We start from the raw sequence: 15,535 nt of genomic DNA on the forward strand, positions 1-15,535 counted from the left end.
GGTCAGGGACGGTGCGCCCGGGCGGTGCGCTCGGCGAGGTCCTCGTCCGTGACGGGGCGGACCACCCGGCAGGGCGCCCCCACCGCGACGGTCATCGGGGGAATGCTCCGGGTGACGACACTGCCGGCGCCGACGACCGACCCGTGTCCGATGCGAACGCCGGGCAGGACCACGGCGTTGCTGCCGATCCACACCCGGTCCTCGATCACGATCGGTTCCGAGAACCGTCCGAAGTCGGCTCGTCGTGACGGATGCACCGGATGCCCCGTCGTGGTCAGTGTCACGCTGGGCGCGATCATGACCCCGTCGCCTATGCGGATGTCCACGTCGTCGACGAAGGTCAGGTTCACGTTCCCGAAGAAGTCGTCGCCGATGAAGACGTTGCTGCCGAACCCCGCGTGGAACGGCGGCAACAGCACCGTGCGTTCGCCGACCGAGCCGAAGATCGCGACGAGGAGCGACCGGCGCCTCTCCGTCTCGCCCGGTGGTGTGTGGTTGTACTCGAAGATCTGCTCGGTGCGGCGTCGGTGCCCCTGGAAGGCGGCCTCCGACTCGGTGTAGACGAGCCCTTGGGCGATCCGGGCGAGGACTGCAGCCTCGTCGGCATCTGTCACAGCGGAACTCCCGTCGTCCGACCTCTCCCGCACCGTCCCCGCGCGCCCACGCCCGAACACGCGCCGTCCAGAGCCTACGTGCGTCGAACGGGGGCGGTGGGCCCTTTCCGGACACGGACCGTCCGGGGACCGCGGCGGGGCCGGCGAGCGTCACGGTCAGTCCTCGGGCGAGTCCTCCCCGACCATCAGCCGCAGCGCGTCCCGCAGCGCCACCCGCTCCCCCTCCGACAGCCCCGCCAGCGGCTCCCGCGCGAAGTGCAGTGACTCCCGCAGGCCCCGGGCCACCCGGCGCCCCTCCTCCGTCGCCGCCGCGACCTTGACCCGCCGGTCGCCGGGGTCGGGGCGGCGTTCGACCAGGCCGCGTGCCTCCAGGCGGTCCACGATGCCCGTGACGTTGGACGGCTCGCACCTCAGCTTCCGGGCCAGCTTCCGCATCGGCAGCGGCTCCAGCGACAGCAGGCTCAGCAGCTTGGCCTGTGCCCCGGTCAGGGCGCGTTCCGCCGCCGCGTCCTCGTAGTCCGCGTGGAAGCGCGCCACGACCTCGCCGATCAGCTCGACGACTTCGAGGGTGAGTGCGTCGGGGCGGCGGGTCGTGTCGCGTGGTGTGGCCATGCGATCCAGGGTACCCAGTTGTTTGACAACGTGAAATGTTCAGCCGCATGGTTGTTTCAGAACATGAAACATTCCGGGCGGCAACGCCTCGGTGAGCCCCAGGAAAGGCGCCCCATGACCGACTCCCCCGCACTCCCCACCGTCAATCGCGAATGGCACCTGGTCACCCGCCCGGTCGGCTGGCCCGAGCCCGAGGACTTCGCGCTCGTCGAGGCAGAGGTCCCGGCACCGGGCGACGGGCAGGTGCTGGTGCGCAACCTGTACGTCTCCGTCGACCCGTACATGCGCGGCCGCATGAGCGCCGCCAAGTCCTACGCCGCCCCCTACGAGCTGGGCAAGGTCATGCAGGGCGGCGCGGTCGGGGAGGTCGTCGCCTCCAACGCCGAGGGCATCGCCGTCGGCGACCACGTCCTGCACTTCCTCGGCTGGCGCGAGTACGCCGCCGTGGACGCGGCGAACGCCGTCAAGGTGGACCCGGACGCGGCGCCCCTGTCGACGTACCTGGGCGTGCTCGGCATGACGGGGCTCACCGCCTACGCCGGTCTGCTGCGCACGGCCGCCTTCAAGGAGGGCGACTCCGTCTTCGTCTCGGGCGCCGCCGGTGCCGTCGGCAGCCAGGTGGGGCAGATCGCGAAGCTCAAGGGCGCCTCCCGCGTCATCGGCTCGGCCGGCTCGGACGAGAAGGTCCGGCTGCTCCTCGACGAGTACGGCTTCGACGCCGCCTTCAACTACAAGGACGGCCCGGTGGGCGAGCAGCTCCGCGCCGCCGCCCCGGACGGTGTCGACGTCTACTTCGACAACGTCGGCGGCGACCACCTGGAGGCCGCCATCGGCTCCCTCAACCTGAACGGCCGCATCGCCGTCTGCGGCATGATCTCGGTCTACAACAACACCGAGCCCGCGCCCGGCCCGAAGAACCTCGCCCGCCTCATCCAGACCCGCGGCCGCATCGAGGGCTTCCTGGTCGGCGACCACTACGACCTCCAGCCGCGGTTCGTCGAGGAGGTCGGCCCCTGGGTCCGCGACGGCGAGCTGAAGTACCGCGAGACGGTCGTCGAGGGCATCGAGAACAACCTGGAGGCGTTCCTCGGCGTCCTGCGCGGCGACAACACCGGGAAGATGATCGTCAAGCTCTGACCCGCCGGGCGGGGCCGTCCGGCGGAAAGGGCGGGCTTCACGGGACTTCCGGCATGCGGTAGCGTCATTCCGAAATCCGTCGTGATCGTGGGCGCGAGTCACGGCGGACCGAGGAGGAAGACATCCCCATGCCCATCCAGCAGTCCGAAGTCCTCTACACCGCCGTCGCCACCGCCGAGAACGGCCGCGACGGCCGGGTCGCCACCGACGACGGCAAGCTCGACCTGGTCGTCAACCCGCCCAAGGAGATGGGCGGCAGCGGCGCGGGCACCAACCCGGAGCAGCTCTTCGCCGCCGGGTACAGCGCCTGCTTCCAGGGCGCGCTCGCCGTCGTGGCCCGCCAGGAGGGCGCCGACGTGTCCGGCTCCACCGTCACCGCGAAGGTCGGCATCGGCAAGAACGACGACGGGTTCGGGATCATCGTCGAGATCTCCGCCGAGATCCCGTCCGTCGACGCCGCCACCGCCCGGTCGCTGGTGGAGAAGGCCCACCAGGTCTGCCCGTACTCGAAGGCGACCCGCGGCAACATCACCGTCACGCTCGCCTGACCGGGAAGGTGCCGGCGCGCCGCCCGGTAGAGTTCCGCCCATGCGTGATCTTGGGGCGGGATTCGGTCATCTGCTGAAGGGCCAGCGCTGGGTGGCCCGGCACGGCCGGAGCTACGGCTTCGGACTCGTCCCGGGCCTGATCACCCTGGTGCTGTACGTGGGCGTACTGATCGCGCTCGCGCTGTGGGGCGGCGACTTCGTCGGCTGGGCGACCCCCTTCGCCGACGACTGGCCGGGCCCCTGGCTCGGGCTCTTCCGCGGCTTCCTCACCGCCGTGCTGTTCGCCCTCGCCCTGCTCCTGGCCGTCCTCACCTTCACCGCGGTCACCCTGCTGGTCGGCCAGCCCTTCTACGAGGCCCTCTCCGAACGGGTCGACCGCGACGTCTCCCCGGACGGCACCGCCCCCGAGTCCGACCTGCCGCTCTGGCGCGAGCTGTGGATCTCCGGCCGCGACAGCGTGCGCATCCTCGTCCGCGCCGCCGTCTGGGGCGTGCTGCTCTTCGCGCTCGGCTTCGTGCCGGTCGTCGGCCAGACCGTGGTCCCGGTGGTCGGCTTCTTCGTCACCGGCTTCTTCCTCACCGAGGAGCTGGCCGCCGTCGCACTCCAGCGCCGCGGCGTGGAACTGCGCGAGCGCCTCGCCCTGCTGCGCTCCCGGCGCATGCTGGTCTGGGGCTTCGGCACCCCGCTGGGCCTGGCCTTCCTGGTGCCCTTCGTCGCGGTGTTCCTGATGCCGGGCGCGGTCGCCGGCGCCACGCTCCTCGCCCGCGAACTGCTGGGCGAGGAGACCCGCGACGGCGCCGAGGAGCCGTCCGAAGGCGGTACGGCCGACGCCGCGGTCAGCCCCGGTCCGGACCCGCGGCACTGACCGCCACGGCGACGATCGCCCGCGTCTGCGCCACGATGTCCAGCCGCTCGCGCACGAACTCCGGGTCGGTGACCGCCCCCGTCGCCGGATCGGTGTTCCCGGGCCCGAACCGCAGCACCGGCGTGTGCACGTGCCCGCCCGGCAGCGTGCCGTGCAGCCCGAGCCGGTCCCGCAGCAGCGTCGCGCGGTAGGCGATCTCGTTGGAGAGGTAGTTCCCGCCGCCGCCCTCCCGGGCCGTCGAACCGGGCGTGGGCCCGTCCGGCCGCACGACCGGCTCGGTGCCTCCCGCCGGGATCTCCGTCACCCCCGTGTTGTCGTACACGGGGAAGCGGCCGGTGTCCGCGGCCGTGATCGCCGCGTACGGCAGGGTGGTCGTCGTCCACTGCGGCTGCGAGGCCGGATCGGCCACCGGGACCGTCTCCGTGCGGGAGACGTTCTCGTTGTCGGGGAAGCCGCCCCGCCACGCCCCGTTGGTCCGCTCCACGTCGAACCGTCCCACCCGGCCCTGGCTCACGGTGGTGAACAGGTCCGCCCGCGGCAGATACGGCCGCAGCGCCCGCTCCACCGCCCCTTCGGCGAAGTCCCGCCAGCGCACCGGGAACACGGCCGTCTCCACCCGCGCGGGACCGTCCGCGGTGTCGATCACAGTGCCGTCCAGGGCGAGCGCGACGGCCCCGGACGGGTTGGAGATCCGGATGTCCCGGTCCAGGGTGAACGGGTCGAAACCGGTGAGCAGCACCCGTTTCACGCCCTTGTGCGTCCCCTCGCGGTGCGCCCGCGGAGGCAGGCGCAGATCGGCCTGCCCGCGCGAGGTGCGCTCCAACTCCTCCAGCAATTTCGCCCGTTGAGTACCACTCAGTCCGAACTCCGGGTTCCAGGACCGCAGTTCACGCGTCATGCCGAGCCGCGCCCAGTACAGCGGCCGGTCGTCGTCCCGGCTGAGGTCCCCGCGGGCCGGTCCGCGCCCCTGCGCCCGGTCCACCGCCCTGCGCCACAGCGCCGCGCCCTCGCGTGCCACGACGGCACGCGCCTCGCGGACGGACCCGGTCCGCGCGAGCCCCCGGGCGAACGCCGGTGTCACCGCGTCGAATCCGGAGCGCCGCAGGATCTCCCGGGGCACCGGGCCGTCCAGCCGCCGCTCCTCGACGGTGGGCGCGGTGCCGGTGCCGGTGCCGGTGCCGGCCGCCGGGGGTGCCGCCGTCGCCGCCGTGGGCGCCGCGAGCCCCGCCACCAGGGCCAGTCCGAGTACGCCGATCCGAACACGCAGGGGAGTCAAGGGAGTCCAGGTCCTTCCGTCGCCGTGGGGTGCTGCCGGAGGCGGAAGTATCCCGTGACGGGAGGGGCGCGCGCCACGGTGCGTGGGCGGCCGGGGCGCGGCCGCTTGTGAAGGGTTCGTACGGACTCCTGGGCCGGCACCCGATCACGGAACGCCGGAACACCACGGCGATTACCGTCGGACCCGGGCCGCCCGCGAGCGCGCCCCGGGAGCAGCCCCGGCCCGGAACCTGACGGCCGGGCCGGGGCTCGGCCCTCGGCGCCCCCTAGCGCACCGAGAAGCCGTACACCGTCTCCGAGCGGAACACCTCGCCCGGCCGCAGCACCGTGCTCGGGAACGCGGGACGGTTCGGCGAGTCGGGGAAGTGCTGCGTCTCCAGCGCGACACCGTCACCGGGGGCGAAGGGCTCGCCCAGGTGGTCGGCGGTGTACACCTGCAGGCCGGGCTCGGTCGTCGCCACCGTGAGCACCCGCCCCGACGCCGGGTCGTACAGCTCGGCGACTTCCTCGGCGGCGCCGGTCACGCCCTTGTCGAGGACGAAGTTGTGGTCGTAACCCGAGCCGATCTTGCGTGCCCGCCGGAAGTCGAAGCGCGTGCCCGTCACGTCCTGGAGGCCGCCCGTCGGGATCAGACCGGCGTCGACCGGCGTGATCCGGGAGGCGGCCACCCGCAGTTCGTGCCCGCCCGTGTGCCCCGAGCCGCCCAGGTTGAAGTAGCTGTGGTTGGTCGGGTTGAGCACCGTCGGCGCGTCGGTGACCGCCTCGTACACGATCCGCAGTGCGCCCGACCCGTCCAGCGTGTACGTCGCCGACATCTCCAGACGCCCCGGGAAGCCCTCCTCGCCGTGCGGGGAGACCCGGTTCAGCCGGACGCCGTCCGGGACCGCCGTGACGTCCCACACGCGCTTGTCGAAGCCCCGCTCGCCGCCGTGCAGCACGTTCGGCCCCTCGTTGGCCGCCAGTGCGTACGTCCGCCCGTCCAGCGGGAAGCGCCCGCCCGCGATCCGGTTGGCGTACCGCCCCACGAGCGCGCCGAAGTACGGCTCCGGGTGTGTCACGTAGCCGTCCAGGTCCGCGAACCCCAGCACCACGTCGGCGGTGTTGCCGTCCCGGTCCGGGACCTCGGCCGACTGCACGATCCCGCCGTACGACAGGACCCGTACCCGTACGCCGGACCGCTCCAGCGTCCAGCGGTGTACCGGGGTGCCGTCGGAAAGTGTGCCGAAGAGTTCGCTCATGTGCGGAACTCTAGGTCATCCCAGGTCAGGACCGCTCACGGCGACTTCGCGGTGACCGCGCGGTACGCGATCTCCGCCAGCCGGGCCTGGCCGTCGACACTCGGGTGGAACCAGTCCCAGCGGCTCAACTGCTCCGTGCCGAACCGGTACGCGTGCACCGCGCCGTCGTCCGTGCGGCACCGGCGGTCCTTCGCGCAGACCTCCCGCAGCACCTCGTTGTAGTCCGCCACCCGGTCGCGCACCGCGTTGCGCCGCGACGTCGCCGCCGCGTCCAGGGAGTCCGCGTCGCCCAGCATCGACGGGCAGATGCCCAGCTTCCACACCTGCTTGCCCAGCGGGCTGGTGCGCCCCTGGGACCACAGCCGCTTCAGGTCCGGGATGCTGGACACGTACACCTGCGCCTTGGGCAGCTTCTCGCGCAGGGTGGTCATCGCCTCCTCGAACTGCGCCCGGAAGTCCGCCACCGGCGTCATCGCCGAGGCCGAGGACCGGCACGCGTCGTTCGCCCCCGCCATCACCGCCACCAGCTCCGGCCGGCGCTTCGCCGCCCGCGTCACCTGGCCGGTCAGGTCCGCCATCCGGGCGCCGGTGACCGCGTAGTTCCAGCTCCGGTCGGCCGCGTCCGCCTTCCCCAGCAGCCGTACGGCGAGCGAGTCGACCTTCGCGCTGCTGCCCGTCGCCCACGACACCTCCGGGCAGTCCGACAGCACCGCACAGGCGTCGAAGCCGCGCGTGATGGAATCGCCCACGGCGGCCACCGACTTGGGGCTGGTGTCCCAGACGGGGGCCGTCTTCGCCCGCTTCGACGCGCCGGCGGACGGCGCGGCCGAGTCGCCGCCCGCGGTGTCGCAGCCCGCCGCGCCCAGGGCGGCGGCGGTCAGCACGGCGAGCGCGGCACACGCCCGGCGACGCCCGTACCGCGTCGCCCGGTCCGTCCCTCGGCCCATTCCGGTCCACCCCTCGCCTCGTGCCTCCAACGTGCTCAACCCATGACACCCCGCGAGGGTTCCCGGGGGCGGCGATGCAACGGCTCACACCCGTACAAGCGTCCTGCCGGGTGAATGGCGGCGTTTTGTCGGCGGCGGGACCGACGGTACGTCACACTCCTTGCCCCGTCGCACGGTAGCCTCGCCATGAACGTGGCCCGCGTGGCCACGGCCGTTCCACCCGTTCCGAGATGTCCCGCTCAGCCCGGAGGTTCCGGTGACGACACGTGGAGTCCTGTACGTGCACTCCGCGCCGCGCGCGCTCTGCCCGCACGTCGAGTGGGCCATCGCGGGGGTGCTCGGCACCCGCGTCGGCCTGGACTGGATCCGGCAGCCCGCCGCCCCCGGCACCTGGCGCTCGGAGTTCTCCTGGCAGGGGCAGTCCGGCATCGCGTCCAAACTCGCCTCCGCACTGCGCGGCTGGCAGCTACTGCGCTTCGAGGTCACCGCGGAACCCTCCGCGGGCGTCGAGGGCGAGCGCTACAGCTGCACCCCCGACCTCGGCATCTTCCACGCCGTCACCGGCATCCACGGCGACATCATGATCCCCGAGGACCGGCTGCGCGCCGCCCTGGTCCGCTCCCAGCGCGGCGAGACCGACCTGGAGTCGGACATCGCCAAGCTCCTCGGCAAGCCCTGGGACGACGAACTGGAGCCCTTCCGCCACGCGGGCGAGGGCGCCCCGGTCCGCTGGCTGCACCAGGTGGTCTGAGACGGGCCCCCACGCACGCAACGAGCCGCACCCCTCACCTGCGAGGAAGGCCCCCACCGACCGCGGTCGGTGGGGGCCTTCCTCGTACGCGTCCGGGCCGCTCAGACCGTCCGGAACGCGAGGACGACGTTGTGGCCGCCGAAGCCGAACGAGTCGTTCAGCGCGGCGATGCGGCCCTCGACCGGCAGCTTGCGGGCCTCGCCGCGGACGATGTCCGCGTGGGCCGCGGCCTCCGGGTCGAGGTTCTCGACGTTGATGGTCGGCGGCGCCACCCGGTGGTACAGGGCGAGGACGGTTGCCACGGACTCCACGCCGCCCGCGCCACCGAGGAGGTGACCGGTCATCGACTTGGTGGCGGAGACCGCCATGTGGTCGACGTCGTCGCCGAGGACCTTGCGCAGCGCCTTCAGCTCGGCGATGTCACCGGCCGGCGTCGAGGTGGCGTGCGCGTTGACGTGCACGATCTCGGCCGGGTCCAGGTCGGTGTGGTCCAGCAGGTTCTGCAGGGCGGCCGAGATGCCGCGGCCCTCCGGCTCCGGCTGCACGATGTCGTGGCTGTCGGCGGAGATGCCCTGGCCGACCGCCTCCGCGTAGACGCGGGCACCGCGCGCGGCGGCGTGCTCGGCGGACTCCAGGACGACGACGCCGGCGCCCTCGCCGAGGACGAAGCCGTCACGGGCCGCGTCGAAGGGGCGCGAGGCACCCTGCGGGTCGTCGTTGTTCTTGGACATCGCCATCATGTTGCCGAACGCGGCGATGGGCAGCGGGTGGATCGCCGCCTCCGTGCCGCCCGCGACGACGACGTCGGCGCGGCCCGTGCGGATCATCTCGATGGCGTAGCCGATCGCCTCGGCGCCCGACGCGCAGGCGGAGACCGGCGTGTGCACGCCCGCGCGGGCGCCCACGGCCAGGCCCACGTTGGCCGAGGGGCCGTTCGGCATGAGCATGGGGACGGTGTGCGGGGAGACGCGGCGGACGCCCTTCTCCTTGAGCACGTCGTACTGGTCGAGCAGCGTGGTCACACCGCCGATGCCGGAGGCGATGACCGCGCCCAGCCGGTCGGGGTCGACATGGGCGGCGCCGTCCTCGGCGGGGCTCTCGCCCGCCTTGCCGACGTACCCGGCGTCCTTCCAGGCCTCCTGCGCGGCGATCAGCGCGAACTGCGCCGAGCGGTCCAGCCGGCGGGCCTGCGGCCGCGGGATGACCTCGGAGGGGTCGACGGCGGCCGGGGCGGCGATGCGGACCGCCTGGTCGGCGGCCCACTCCTGCTCCAGGGGCTTGGCACCGGACTTGCCGGCGACCAGACCCTCCCAGGTCGAGGCTGCGTCGCCACCCAGCGGTGTGGTTGCGCCGATACCGGTGACGACCACGGTGCGATTGGTCGAGCTCACGGGAATTCTTTCTCCAACGGGATACGGGATTCGTACGGCGCCACCGCCGGGCGGCGGGGCAGTCTGCCCGGATCTGCCCGATACCCGGGGTATGCCCGAGTATCGGCGGATCAGGCCTGGTGGTCGAGGATGTACTTCGTCGCGTCGCCGACGGTCTTGAGGTTCTTGACGTCCTCGTCCGGGATCTTGACGTCGAAGCGCTCTTCGGCGGCGACGACGACCTCGACCATGGACAGGGAGTCGACGTCCAGGTCGTCGGTGAAGGACTTGTCCGTCTGGACGTCCTCAACCGGGATGCCGGCGATCTCGTTCACGATGTCCGCGAGACCGGCGACGATCTCTTCCTGAGTGGCGGCCATGATGGCGCTCCTTCTTTGTTGTCCAGAGGGTGTGGCGGCCCGCCGCGTCGCGACGGGTGTTGCTGCTCTCCCTGCCGGACCGCGTGATCCGGCACGGAGTGCCTAGGGGAGGGTAACGACCGTCGCGGCGTAGACGAGACCCGCCCCGAAGCCGATGACGAGCGCGGTGTCACCGCTCTTCGCGTCACCCGTCGCCAGGAGCCGCTCCATCGCGAGCGGGATCGAGGCGGCCGAGGTGTTGCCGGTGGTGCGGATGTCACGGGCGACCGTGACGTGCTCCGGCAGCTTCAGCGTCTTCACCATCGAGTCGATGATCCGCACGTTGGCCTGGTGCGGGATGAAGACGTCCAGGTCGTCCGGGCTGATCCCGGCCGCGTCCAGCGCCTGCTGAGCGACCTTCGCCATCTCGAACACGGCCCAGCGGAACACCGCCTGGCCCTCCTGCGTGATCGCGGGGAACTTGACGTTGCCGTCGCTGTCGAGCGGGAGCCCGGAGACGTCGCCGCCGCGGAAACGGTCCCAGGGGATCGTCTGCTTGATCGTTCCGGCCTTGTCGCCCTCCGAGCCCCAGACCGTCGGGCCGATCGCCGGTTCGCGCGAGGGGCCGACCACGACCGCGCCCGCTCCGTCGCCGAACAGGAAGGCCGTGGCCCGGTCCTCCAGGTCGGTCAGGTCGGACAGCCGCTCCACGCCGATCACGAGGACGTACTCCGCCGAGCCCTCGACGACCATCCCCTTGGCCAGGGTCAGGCCGTAGCCGAAGCCCGCGCAGCCGGCCGAGATGTCGAAGGCCGCGGCCTTGTCCGTGCCGAGGCGGTCGGCGATCTCGGTGGCGATGGCCGGGGTCTGGCTGAAGTGCGACACGGTGGAGACGACCACGGCGCCGATCTGCGAGGAGTCGATCCCGGCGTCGGCGAGCGCCTTGCCGGAGGCCTCCACGGACATCGCCGCGACGGTCTCCTCGGGGCCGGCCCAGTGCCGGGTCTCGATGCCGGAGCGCGAGCGGATCCACTCGTCGGACGAGTCGATCTTCTCGAGGATCACCTCGTTCGGCACCACGCGGGTCGGACGGTAACCGCCGACGCCGACGATGCGCGCGTACGGGGCGCCCTTGCTGGGCTTGATCTTCGACATGCTCTCGCGCTCCTTGTCAGGCCTGGGTGTGCTCGGCGACGAGCTCGCGGGCCGCGTCGAGGTCGGCGGGGGACTTCAGGGCCAGCGTCCTCACGCCGGGCAGCGCCCGCTTGGCCAGTCCGGTCAGCGTGCCGCCCGGGCACACCTCGATCAGCGCGGTGACGCCCAGTTCCTTGAACGTCTCCATGCACAGGTCCCAGCGGACCGGGTTGGCGACCTGGCCGACCAGTCGCGCCAGCACCTCGGTGCCGGAGGCAACGGTCCGCCCGTCCTTGTTGGAGACGTACGTCACCTTCGGGTCGGACGGCGTCAGCGACTTCGCGGCCTCGGCGAGCTCGTCCACCGCGGGCGCCATGTGGTGCGTGTGGAACGCGCCGGCCACCTTGAGCGGGACGACCTTGCGGACGCCCTCGGGCTTGTCGTCGTTGAGCGCGGCAAGCTGTTCCATGGTGCCCGCTGCCACGACCTGACCGGCGCCGTTCACGTTGGCCGGGGTCAGGCCGAGCTTCTCCAGGTGCGCCACGCTCACCTCGGGATCGCCCCCGAGCAGCGCCGACATGCCGGTCTCGGTGACCGCGGCGGCCTCGGCCATGGCCAGGCCCCGACGGCGTACGAGGGTGAGCGCGGCGGTGTCGTCGAGGACGCCCGCGAAGGCGGCGGCGGTGATCTCGCCGACGCTGTGGCCCGCGACCACACCGGGGGCGAACCCGGGAGCGTCACCGAGTGCCGTGGCGGAGAGGAGACCGGCGGCGACCAGCAGCGGCTGGGCCACGGACGTGTCACGGATCTCGTCCGCGTCGGCCTTGGTGCCGAAGTGGGCGAGATCGAGTCCGATGGCGTCGGACCACCCAGCGACGCGGTCCGCGGCGCCGGGAAGGTCGAGCCAGTCAGTCAGGAAGCCGGGCGTCTGGGCGCCCTGGCCGGGAGCGACGAGTACGAGCACACTCACACTCTCTCTTGAGGACGGCCGCGACCGCCCGTGGGGACAGGGACGAAGAACGGGAGCGGGTTTTGTGGAACCCGTACAAAATGCTAGAGCTGCGGATCTCCATCGGCCAGACGCCCCAGGATGAGCGCGATCCGCAGTGTGAACGCAGACCGTACATCAGAGGGTGACCATCCGGTGACGTCAGTCACACGTCGGAGCCGGTAGCGCACGGTGTTCGGGTGAACGAAGAGCATCCGGGCGGCGCCCTCCAGACTGCTCGCCTGTTCGAGGTAGACGCTGAGCGTCTCCAGGAGAGCCGCACCCGCCTCCTCCAGCGGTCTGTAGATCTCCTCCACCAACTGCTCGCGGGCCGAGGGGTCGGAGGCGATCGCGCGCTCCGGCAGCAGATCGTCGGCGAGCACCGGGCGCGGGGCGTCCTGCCAGGCCGTGCACGCCTTGAGCCCGGCCGCGGCGGCCTGTGCGGACCGGGTCGCGGCCAGCAGGTCCGGCACCACGGGACCGGCGACCACCGGACCCGGCGCGAACGGTCCGATCAGCGACTTCGCCACCGCCAGCGGATCGTTGCGGCCTCCGGCGATCACCACCAGGCGGTCCCCGAGCACCCCGGTCAGCACCTGGAGCTTGGCGTGCCGGGCCGCCCGCCGGATCGCCTCCACGGTCAGCTCGGAGTCCCCGTCGGGCGCGGTGCCCAGCACGACGCACACGTGCTCGGGCGAGTTCCACCCCAGCGCGGCGGCGCGCGACACGGCGCCCTCGTCGGCCTCGCCGCTGAGCACGGCGTTCACCACCAGCGACTCCAGCCGCGCGTCCCAGGCACCGCGTGCCTCGGCGGCCTGCGCGTACACCTGGGCCGTCGCGAAGGCGATCTCCCGCGCGTACACGAGCAGCGCCTCGCGCAGCACGGACTCGTCGCCGGGGGCGGCGACCTCGTCGATCGCGGACTCCATCACCTCGATGGTGGTCCGCACCATCTCCACGGTCTGCCGCAGCGTGATCGCGCGGGTCAGCTCGCGCGGCGCGGTGCCGAAGACGTCGGTGGAGATCGCCTGGGGCGCGTCCGGCCGCCGGAACCACTCGGTGAACGCGGCGATGCCGGCCTGTGCGACCAGCCCGATCCAGGAACGGTTCTCCGGTGGCATCGCCCGGTACCACGGCAGCGTCTCGTCCATGCGCGCGATGGCCTGCGCGGCGAGCGATCCGGAGGACTGCTCCAGCCGCTTCAGGGTCGCGGTGTGCGGGTGTGCGGGCTGGGCGGGGGCGTCGGGCTTGCCGGTTTCGGGTTCGGGCACGGGGACAAGACTGCCTTATCGGGACGGCCGGGTGTGTCGCCGGGGCTACCGTGAACGACGTGATGGACGTACGCCGCGCCGACGAGCGCTATCCGGGCGGTGATCCGGCAGCAGGGATCACCTCCCGCCACGCCTTCTCCTTCGGCCCCCACTACGACCCCGGCAACCTGCGCTTCGGCGCCCTGCTGGCCTGCAACGAGGAGCGCCTGGCCCCCGGCGCGGGCTTCGACGAGCACCCGCACAGCCACACGGAGATCGTCACGTGGGTGGTGGAGGGCGAGCTGACCCACCGCGACAGCACCGGCCGCGAGACGGTGGTCCGCGCCGGGGACGTGCAGCGCCTCAGCTCGGCGGGCGGCGTCCGCCACGTCGAGCGCAACGACGCCGCCGTCCCCCTCACCTTCGTCCAGATGTGGCTGGCCCCGCGCGAGAGCGGCGGCGACCCCGCCTACGAGATCGTCCGCGGCATCGCCGACTCCACCCCGTACGCCGTCCCGGAGGCGGGCGCCGTGCTCCACGTGCGCCGCCTGGCCGCGGGGGAGCGGACGGCGGTGCCGGACGGGGCGCACGTGTACGCGCACGTGGTGCGGGGCGAGGTGACACTGGGCGGGGAGACGCTGGGCCCGGGCGACGCGGCGCGCGTCACGGACGCCGCGGGCGTGGAGGCGGCGGCGGTGACGCGGGCCGAGGTACTGCTGTGGGAGATGGCCTAGGACCTGCTGCGTGCCTCCGCCAGCACCGCGTCCGTGAACGGCGGCCACGCCTCGACCGCCCACGGTCCGAAGGGCCGGTCGGTCAGCGCCACGCAGGCGAGTCCCGCGTCCGGGTCGGTCCACAGGAAGGTGCCGGACTGGCCGAAGTGGCCGAAGGTGCGCGGCGAGGACGAGGCGCCCGTCCAGTGCGGGGACTTGCCGTCGCGGATCTCGAAGCCGAGGCCCCAGTCGTTGGGGTTCTGGTGGCCGTAGCCCGGCAGGACGCCCTTGGTGCCCGGGTACTGGACCGTCATCGCCTCGGCGACCGTGCGCGGGTCGAGCAGCCGGGGCGCCTGCACCTCGGCGGCGAACCGGAGCAGGTCCTCGACCGTGGACACGCCGTCCTTGGCCGGGGACCCCGCCAGTGAGGTGGACGTCATGCCCAGCGGCTCCAGCACCGCCTGCCGCGCGTACTCGGCGAACGGCATGCCCGCCGCCTCGGCGATGTGGTCGCCGAGCTGCTCGAAACCGGCGTTGGAGTACAGCCGGCGCTCCCCGGGCGGGGCGGTCGTCCGGTGCTCGTCGAAGGCCAGGCCCGAGGTGTGCGCGAGCAGGTGACGGACCGTCGCCCCGGGCGGCCCGGCGGGCTCCTCCAGCTCGATCGCGCCCTCCTCGTACGCGACGAGCGCCGCGTACGCCGCGAGCGGCTTGGTGACCGACGCGAGGGGGAAGCGGTGCGCGGCCGGGCCGTGGGTGCCCAGCACGGTGCCGTCGGCACGTACGACGCCCGCCGCGGCGGTGGGTACCGGCCAGTTCTCGATCGACGCGAGGCTGTTCAAGGACATGGCGTCGAGCCTAACTGGCTCCAACAAAAGCTGCTGATCATGAGGCTGTCGGCCTCTTGGCTCGTATGTCTGGGCACGGGAGAACGTCAGTCGCGGCCGTGGATCGTGTCGGATGAACTGTGGTCGCTGATCGAGCCGTTGCTGCCGAAGACGTCCCGCGCCTGGGCGGCCAAGGCCTCGCGGCCTGGCTGTACGCCCGCCGCAGGGCCGCTCTGGAGCGCTGGTTCACCGATACGGGGCTTTCCGTGCCGTTTACGCTGTGCCCGTCGGCCACCGACCCGGCGACCGCCCGTGAGTGGCTCACCTGGACGAGGGCCGGCCTCGAGGGCCTGTGCTCGGGGGAGCCCGGAGCGTCCTGGCCGCAGCACCGACACCTGCCATGACCGCGAAGTCGCCCCGGGGCGCGTGCGGTCTCGGCTGAAGCTGGGGATCGGCGACGACCGCGCGGGCTGAGACCGGTCAGGGCAGATCGCACGACGTGCGGGGACCTTGCGGTGTGGTCGTCAGGTGTCGAACCGACCGCGTGCACGCTCGATGTGTCCGAGGTACTGGTGGGTCCAGCCGCAGATGGCGTCGACCGTGGTGCGCAGGGCCCGGCCCGGCTCGGTGAGGGTGTACTCGACCTTCGGCGGCACGGTGGGGTGCACCTTCCGGTCGACCAGACCGTTGCGTTCCAGCATGCGGAGGTTCTGGGTGAGCATCTTGTGGCTGACGCCCTCGACCTCGTTCCGCAACTCGCTGAAGCGCAGGGTGCGTTCGCCGAGTGCCTCGATGATCAGGAGCGCCCACTTGTTGGCGACGTCCGAGAAGATCTCCCGCGCCAGGGAGTCCGCGCGCCGCAGATCGGCGTTCTCGGGCAGATCCTTGAGCAGTTGCTTGGTCACCATCA

17 protein-coding genes are annotated in these 15,535 nt (G+C 72.4%); 5 read left to right on the top strand and 12 right to left on the bottom strand.

Going from position 1 to position 15,535, the window contains the following annotated elements; genetic code table 11:
• Positions 1-2: 2 nt before the first annotated feature.
• Positions 3-614 carry a sugar O-acetyltransferase gene (locus IG88_RS0123970; protein ID WP_031044840.1) on the bottom strand — a complete coding sequence of 204 codons (612 nt, stop codon included), beginning with the start codon at positions 612-614 and terminating at the stop codon, positions 3-5.
• A 156-nt stretch (positions 615-770) separates the two neighbouring features.
• Positions 771-1,226: a MarR family winged helix-turn-helix transcriptional regulator gene (locus IG88_RS0123975; protein ID WP_031044843.1), complete on the bottom strand. Its 456-nt coding sequence runs from the start codon at positions 1,224-1,226 to the stop codon at positions 771-773.
• Positions 1,227-1,340: 114 nt separating this feature from the next.
• Here IG88_RS0123975 and IG88_RS0123980 point away from each other — a divergent pair, with 114 nt between their 5' ends.
• From IG88_RS0123980 to IG88_RS0123990, 3 genes are all read left to right on the top strand, one after another.
• Positions 1,341-2,363: an NADP-dependent oxidoreductase gene (locus tag IG88_RS0123980; protein ID WP_031044846.1), complete on the top strand. Its 1,023-nt coding sequence runs from the start codon at positions 1,341-1,343 to the stop codon at positions 2,361-2,363.
• Between the two features lie 128 nt (positions 2,364-2,491).
• Positions 2,492-2,911 (top strand): organic hydroperoxide resistance protein, encoded by a 420-nt coding sequence (locus IG88_RS0123985; protein ID WP_031044849.1) that lies wholly within the window; start codon positions 2,492-2,494, stop codon positions 2,909-2,911.
• A 40-nt stretch (positions 2,912-2,951) separates the two neighbouring features.
• A complete protein-coding gene (locus IG88_RS0123990) occupies positions 2,952-3,776 on the top strand; it encodes an EI24 domain-containing protein (protein ID WP_031044852.1) in 825 nt (274 codons plus the stop codon).
• Here the strand turns inward: IG88_RS0123990 and IG88_RS0123995 are convergent.
• From IG88_RS0123995 to IG88_RS0124005, 3 genes are all read right to left on the bottom strand, one after another.
• Positions 3,748-5,052, bottom strand: coding sequence for a hypothetical protein (locus IG88_RS0123995; protein WP_031044854.1), 1,305 nt, complete (start codon positions 5,050-5,052; stop codon positions 3,748-3,750). The two genes, IG88_RS0123990 and IG88_RS0123995, sit on opposite strands and share 29 nt — an antisense overlap.
• A 265-nt stretch (positions 5,053-5,317) precedes the next feature.
• The gene (locus IG88_RS0124000; RefSeq protein ID WP_031044856.1) at positions 5,318-6,289 is read right to left on the bottom strand and encodes an aldose epimerase family protein; all 972 of its coding nucleotides are present in this window, start codon (positions 6,287-6,289) and stop codon (positions 5,318-5,320) included.
• Positions 6,290-6,324: 35 nt separating this feature from the next.
• Complete coding sequence (locus IG88_RS0124005) at positions 6,325-7,236, bottom strand: SGNH/GDSL hydrolase family protein (RefSeq protein WP_031044858.1); 912 nt, start codon at positions 7,234-7,236, stop codon at positions 6,325-6,327.
• A 256-nt stretch (positions 7,237-7,492) separates the two neighbouring features.
• Here IG88_RS0124005 and IG88_RS0124010 point away from each other — a divergent pair, with 256 nt between their 5' ends.
• Positions 7,493-7,987, top strand: coding sequence for a DUF3145 domain-containing protein (locus tag IG88_RS0124010; protein ID WP_030399745.1), 495 nt, complete (start codon positions 7,493-7,495; stop codon positions 7,985-7,987).
• 101 nt (positions 7,988-8,088) lie between these two features.
• Here IG88_RS0124010 and IG88_RS0124015 read toward each other — a convergent pair whose 3' ends face one another.
• From IG88_RS0124015 to fasR, 5 genes are all read right to left on the bottom strand, one after another.
• Complete coding sequence (locus IG88_RS0124015) at positions 8,089-9,378, bottom strand: beta-ketoacyl-[acyl-carrier-protein] synthase family protein (RefSeq protein WP_031044862.1); 1,290 nt, start codon at positions 9,376-9,378, stop codon at positions 8,089-8,091.
• Between the two features lie 110 nt (positions 9,379-9,488).
• On the bottom strand, positions 9,489-9,737 hold the full coding sequence (locus IG88_RS0124020) for an acyl carrier protein (protein WP_031044864.1): 249 nt from the start codon (positions 9,735-9,737) through the stop codon (positions 9,489-9,491).
• A 102-nt stretch (positions 9,738-9,839) separates the two neighbouring features.
• Positions 9,840-10,871, bottom strand: coding sequence for a ketoacyl-ACP synthase III (locus IG88_RS0124025; protein WP_031044869.1), 1,032 nt, complete (start codon positions 10,869-10,871; stop codon positions 9,840-9,842).
• Positions 10,872-10,887: 16 nt separating this feature from the next.
• Complete coding sequence (locus IG88_RS0124030) at positions 10,888-11,814, bottom strand: ACP S-malonyltransferase (protein WP_031044871.1); 927 nt, start codon at positions 11,812-11,814, stop codon at positions 10,888-10,890.
• A gap of 89 nt (positions 11,815-11,903) precedes the next feature.
• Positions 11,904-13,109, bottom strand: a complete 1,206-nt coding sequence (fasR, locus tag IG88_RS0124035) for a fatty acid biosynthesis transcriptional regulator FasR (protein ID WP_031044876.1) — start codon at positions 13,107-13,109, stop codon at positions 11,904-11,906.
• A gap of 62 nt (positions 13,110-13,171) precedes the next feature.
• On the opposite strand from fasR, the gene IG88_RS0124040 reads away from it, so the two are divergent.
• Positions 13,172-13,822 carry a pirin family protein gene (locus IG88_RS0124040; RefSeq protein ID WP_031044878.1) on the top strand — a complete coding sequence of 217 codons (651 nt, stop codon included), beginning with the start codon at positions 13,172-13,174 and terminating at the stop codon, positions 13,820-13,822.
• Here IG88_RS0124040 and IG88_RS0124045 read toward each other — a convergent pair.
• Positions 13,819-14,646: a serine hydrolase domain-containing protein gene (locus tag IG88_RS0124045; protein ID WP_031044881.1), complete on the bottom strand. Its 828-nt coding sequence runs from the start codon at positions 14,644-14,646 to the stop codon at positions 13,819-13,821. The two genes, IG88_RS0124040 and IG88_RS0124045, sit on opposite strands and share 4 nt — an antisense overlap.
• Before the next feature lie 503 nt (positions 14,647-15,149).
• Positions 15,150-15,533, bottom strand: coding sequence for a winged helix-turn-helix transcriptional regulator (locus IG88_RS0124055; RefSeq protein WP_031044886.1), 384 nt, complete (start codon positions 15,531-15,533; stop codon positions 15,150-15,152).
• Positions 15,534-15,535: the final 2 nt, after the last annotated feature.

It is taken from the genome of Streptomyces sp. NRRL F-5650, assembly GCF_000721365.1.
Taxonomy (GTDB): Bacteria; Actinomycetota; Actinomycetes; order Streptomycetales; family Streptomycetaceae; genus Streptomyces; species Streptomyces ardesiacus.

Excerpts from the sequence above, each read along its gene's own strand:
- IG88_RS0123980 (WP_031044846.1), top strand. The coding sequence starts at position 1,341 with ATGACCGACTCCCCCGCACTCCCCACCGTCAATCGCGAATGGCACCTG.
- IG88_RS0124005 (WP_031044858.1), bottom strand. The coding sequence starts at position 7,236 with ATGGGCCGAGGGACGGACCGGGCGACGCGGTACGGGCGTCGCCGGGCG.
- IG88_RS0124040 (WP_031044878.1), top strand. The coding sequence starts at position 13,172 with ATGGACGTACGCCGCGCCGACGAGCGCTATCCGGGCGGTGATCCGGCA.
- IG88_RS0124025 (WP_031044869.1), bottom strand. The coding sequence starts at position 10,871 with ATGTCGAAGATCAAGCCCAGCAAGGGCGCCCCGTACGCGCGCATCGTC.
- IG88_RS0124055 (WP_031044886.1), bottom strand. The coding sequence starts at position 15,533 with ATGGTGACCAAGCAACTGCTCAAGGATCTGCCCGAGAACGCCGATCTG.
- IG88_RS0124020 (WP_031044864.1), bottom strand. The coding sequence starts at position 9,737 with ATGGCCGCCACTCAGGAAGAGATCGTCGCCGGTCTCGCGGACATCGTG.
- IG88_RS0124000 (WP_031044856.1), bottom strand. The coding sequence starts at position 6,289 with ATGAGCGAACTCTTCGGCACACTTTCCGACGGCACCCCGGTACACCGC.
- IG88_RS0124045 (WP_031044881.1), bottom strand. The coding sequence starts at position 14,646 with ATGTCCTTGAACAGCCTCGCGTCGATCGAGAACTGGCCGGTACCCACC.
- IG88_RS0123975 (WP_031044843.1), bottom strand. The coding sequence starts at position 1,226 with ATGGCCACACCACGCGACACGACCCGCCGCCCCGACGCACTCACCCTC.
- IG88_RS0123985 (WP_031044849.1), top strand. The coding sequence starts at position 2,492 with ATGCCCATCCAGCAGTCCGAAGTCCTCTACACCGCCGTCGCCACCGCC.
- IG88_RS0123990 (WP_031044852.1), top strand. The coding sequence starts at position 2,952 with ATGCGTGATCTTGGGGCGGGATTCGGTCATCTGCTGAAGGGCCAGCGC.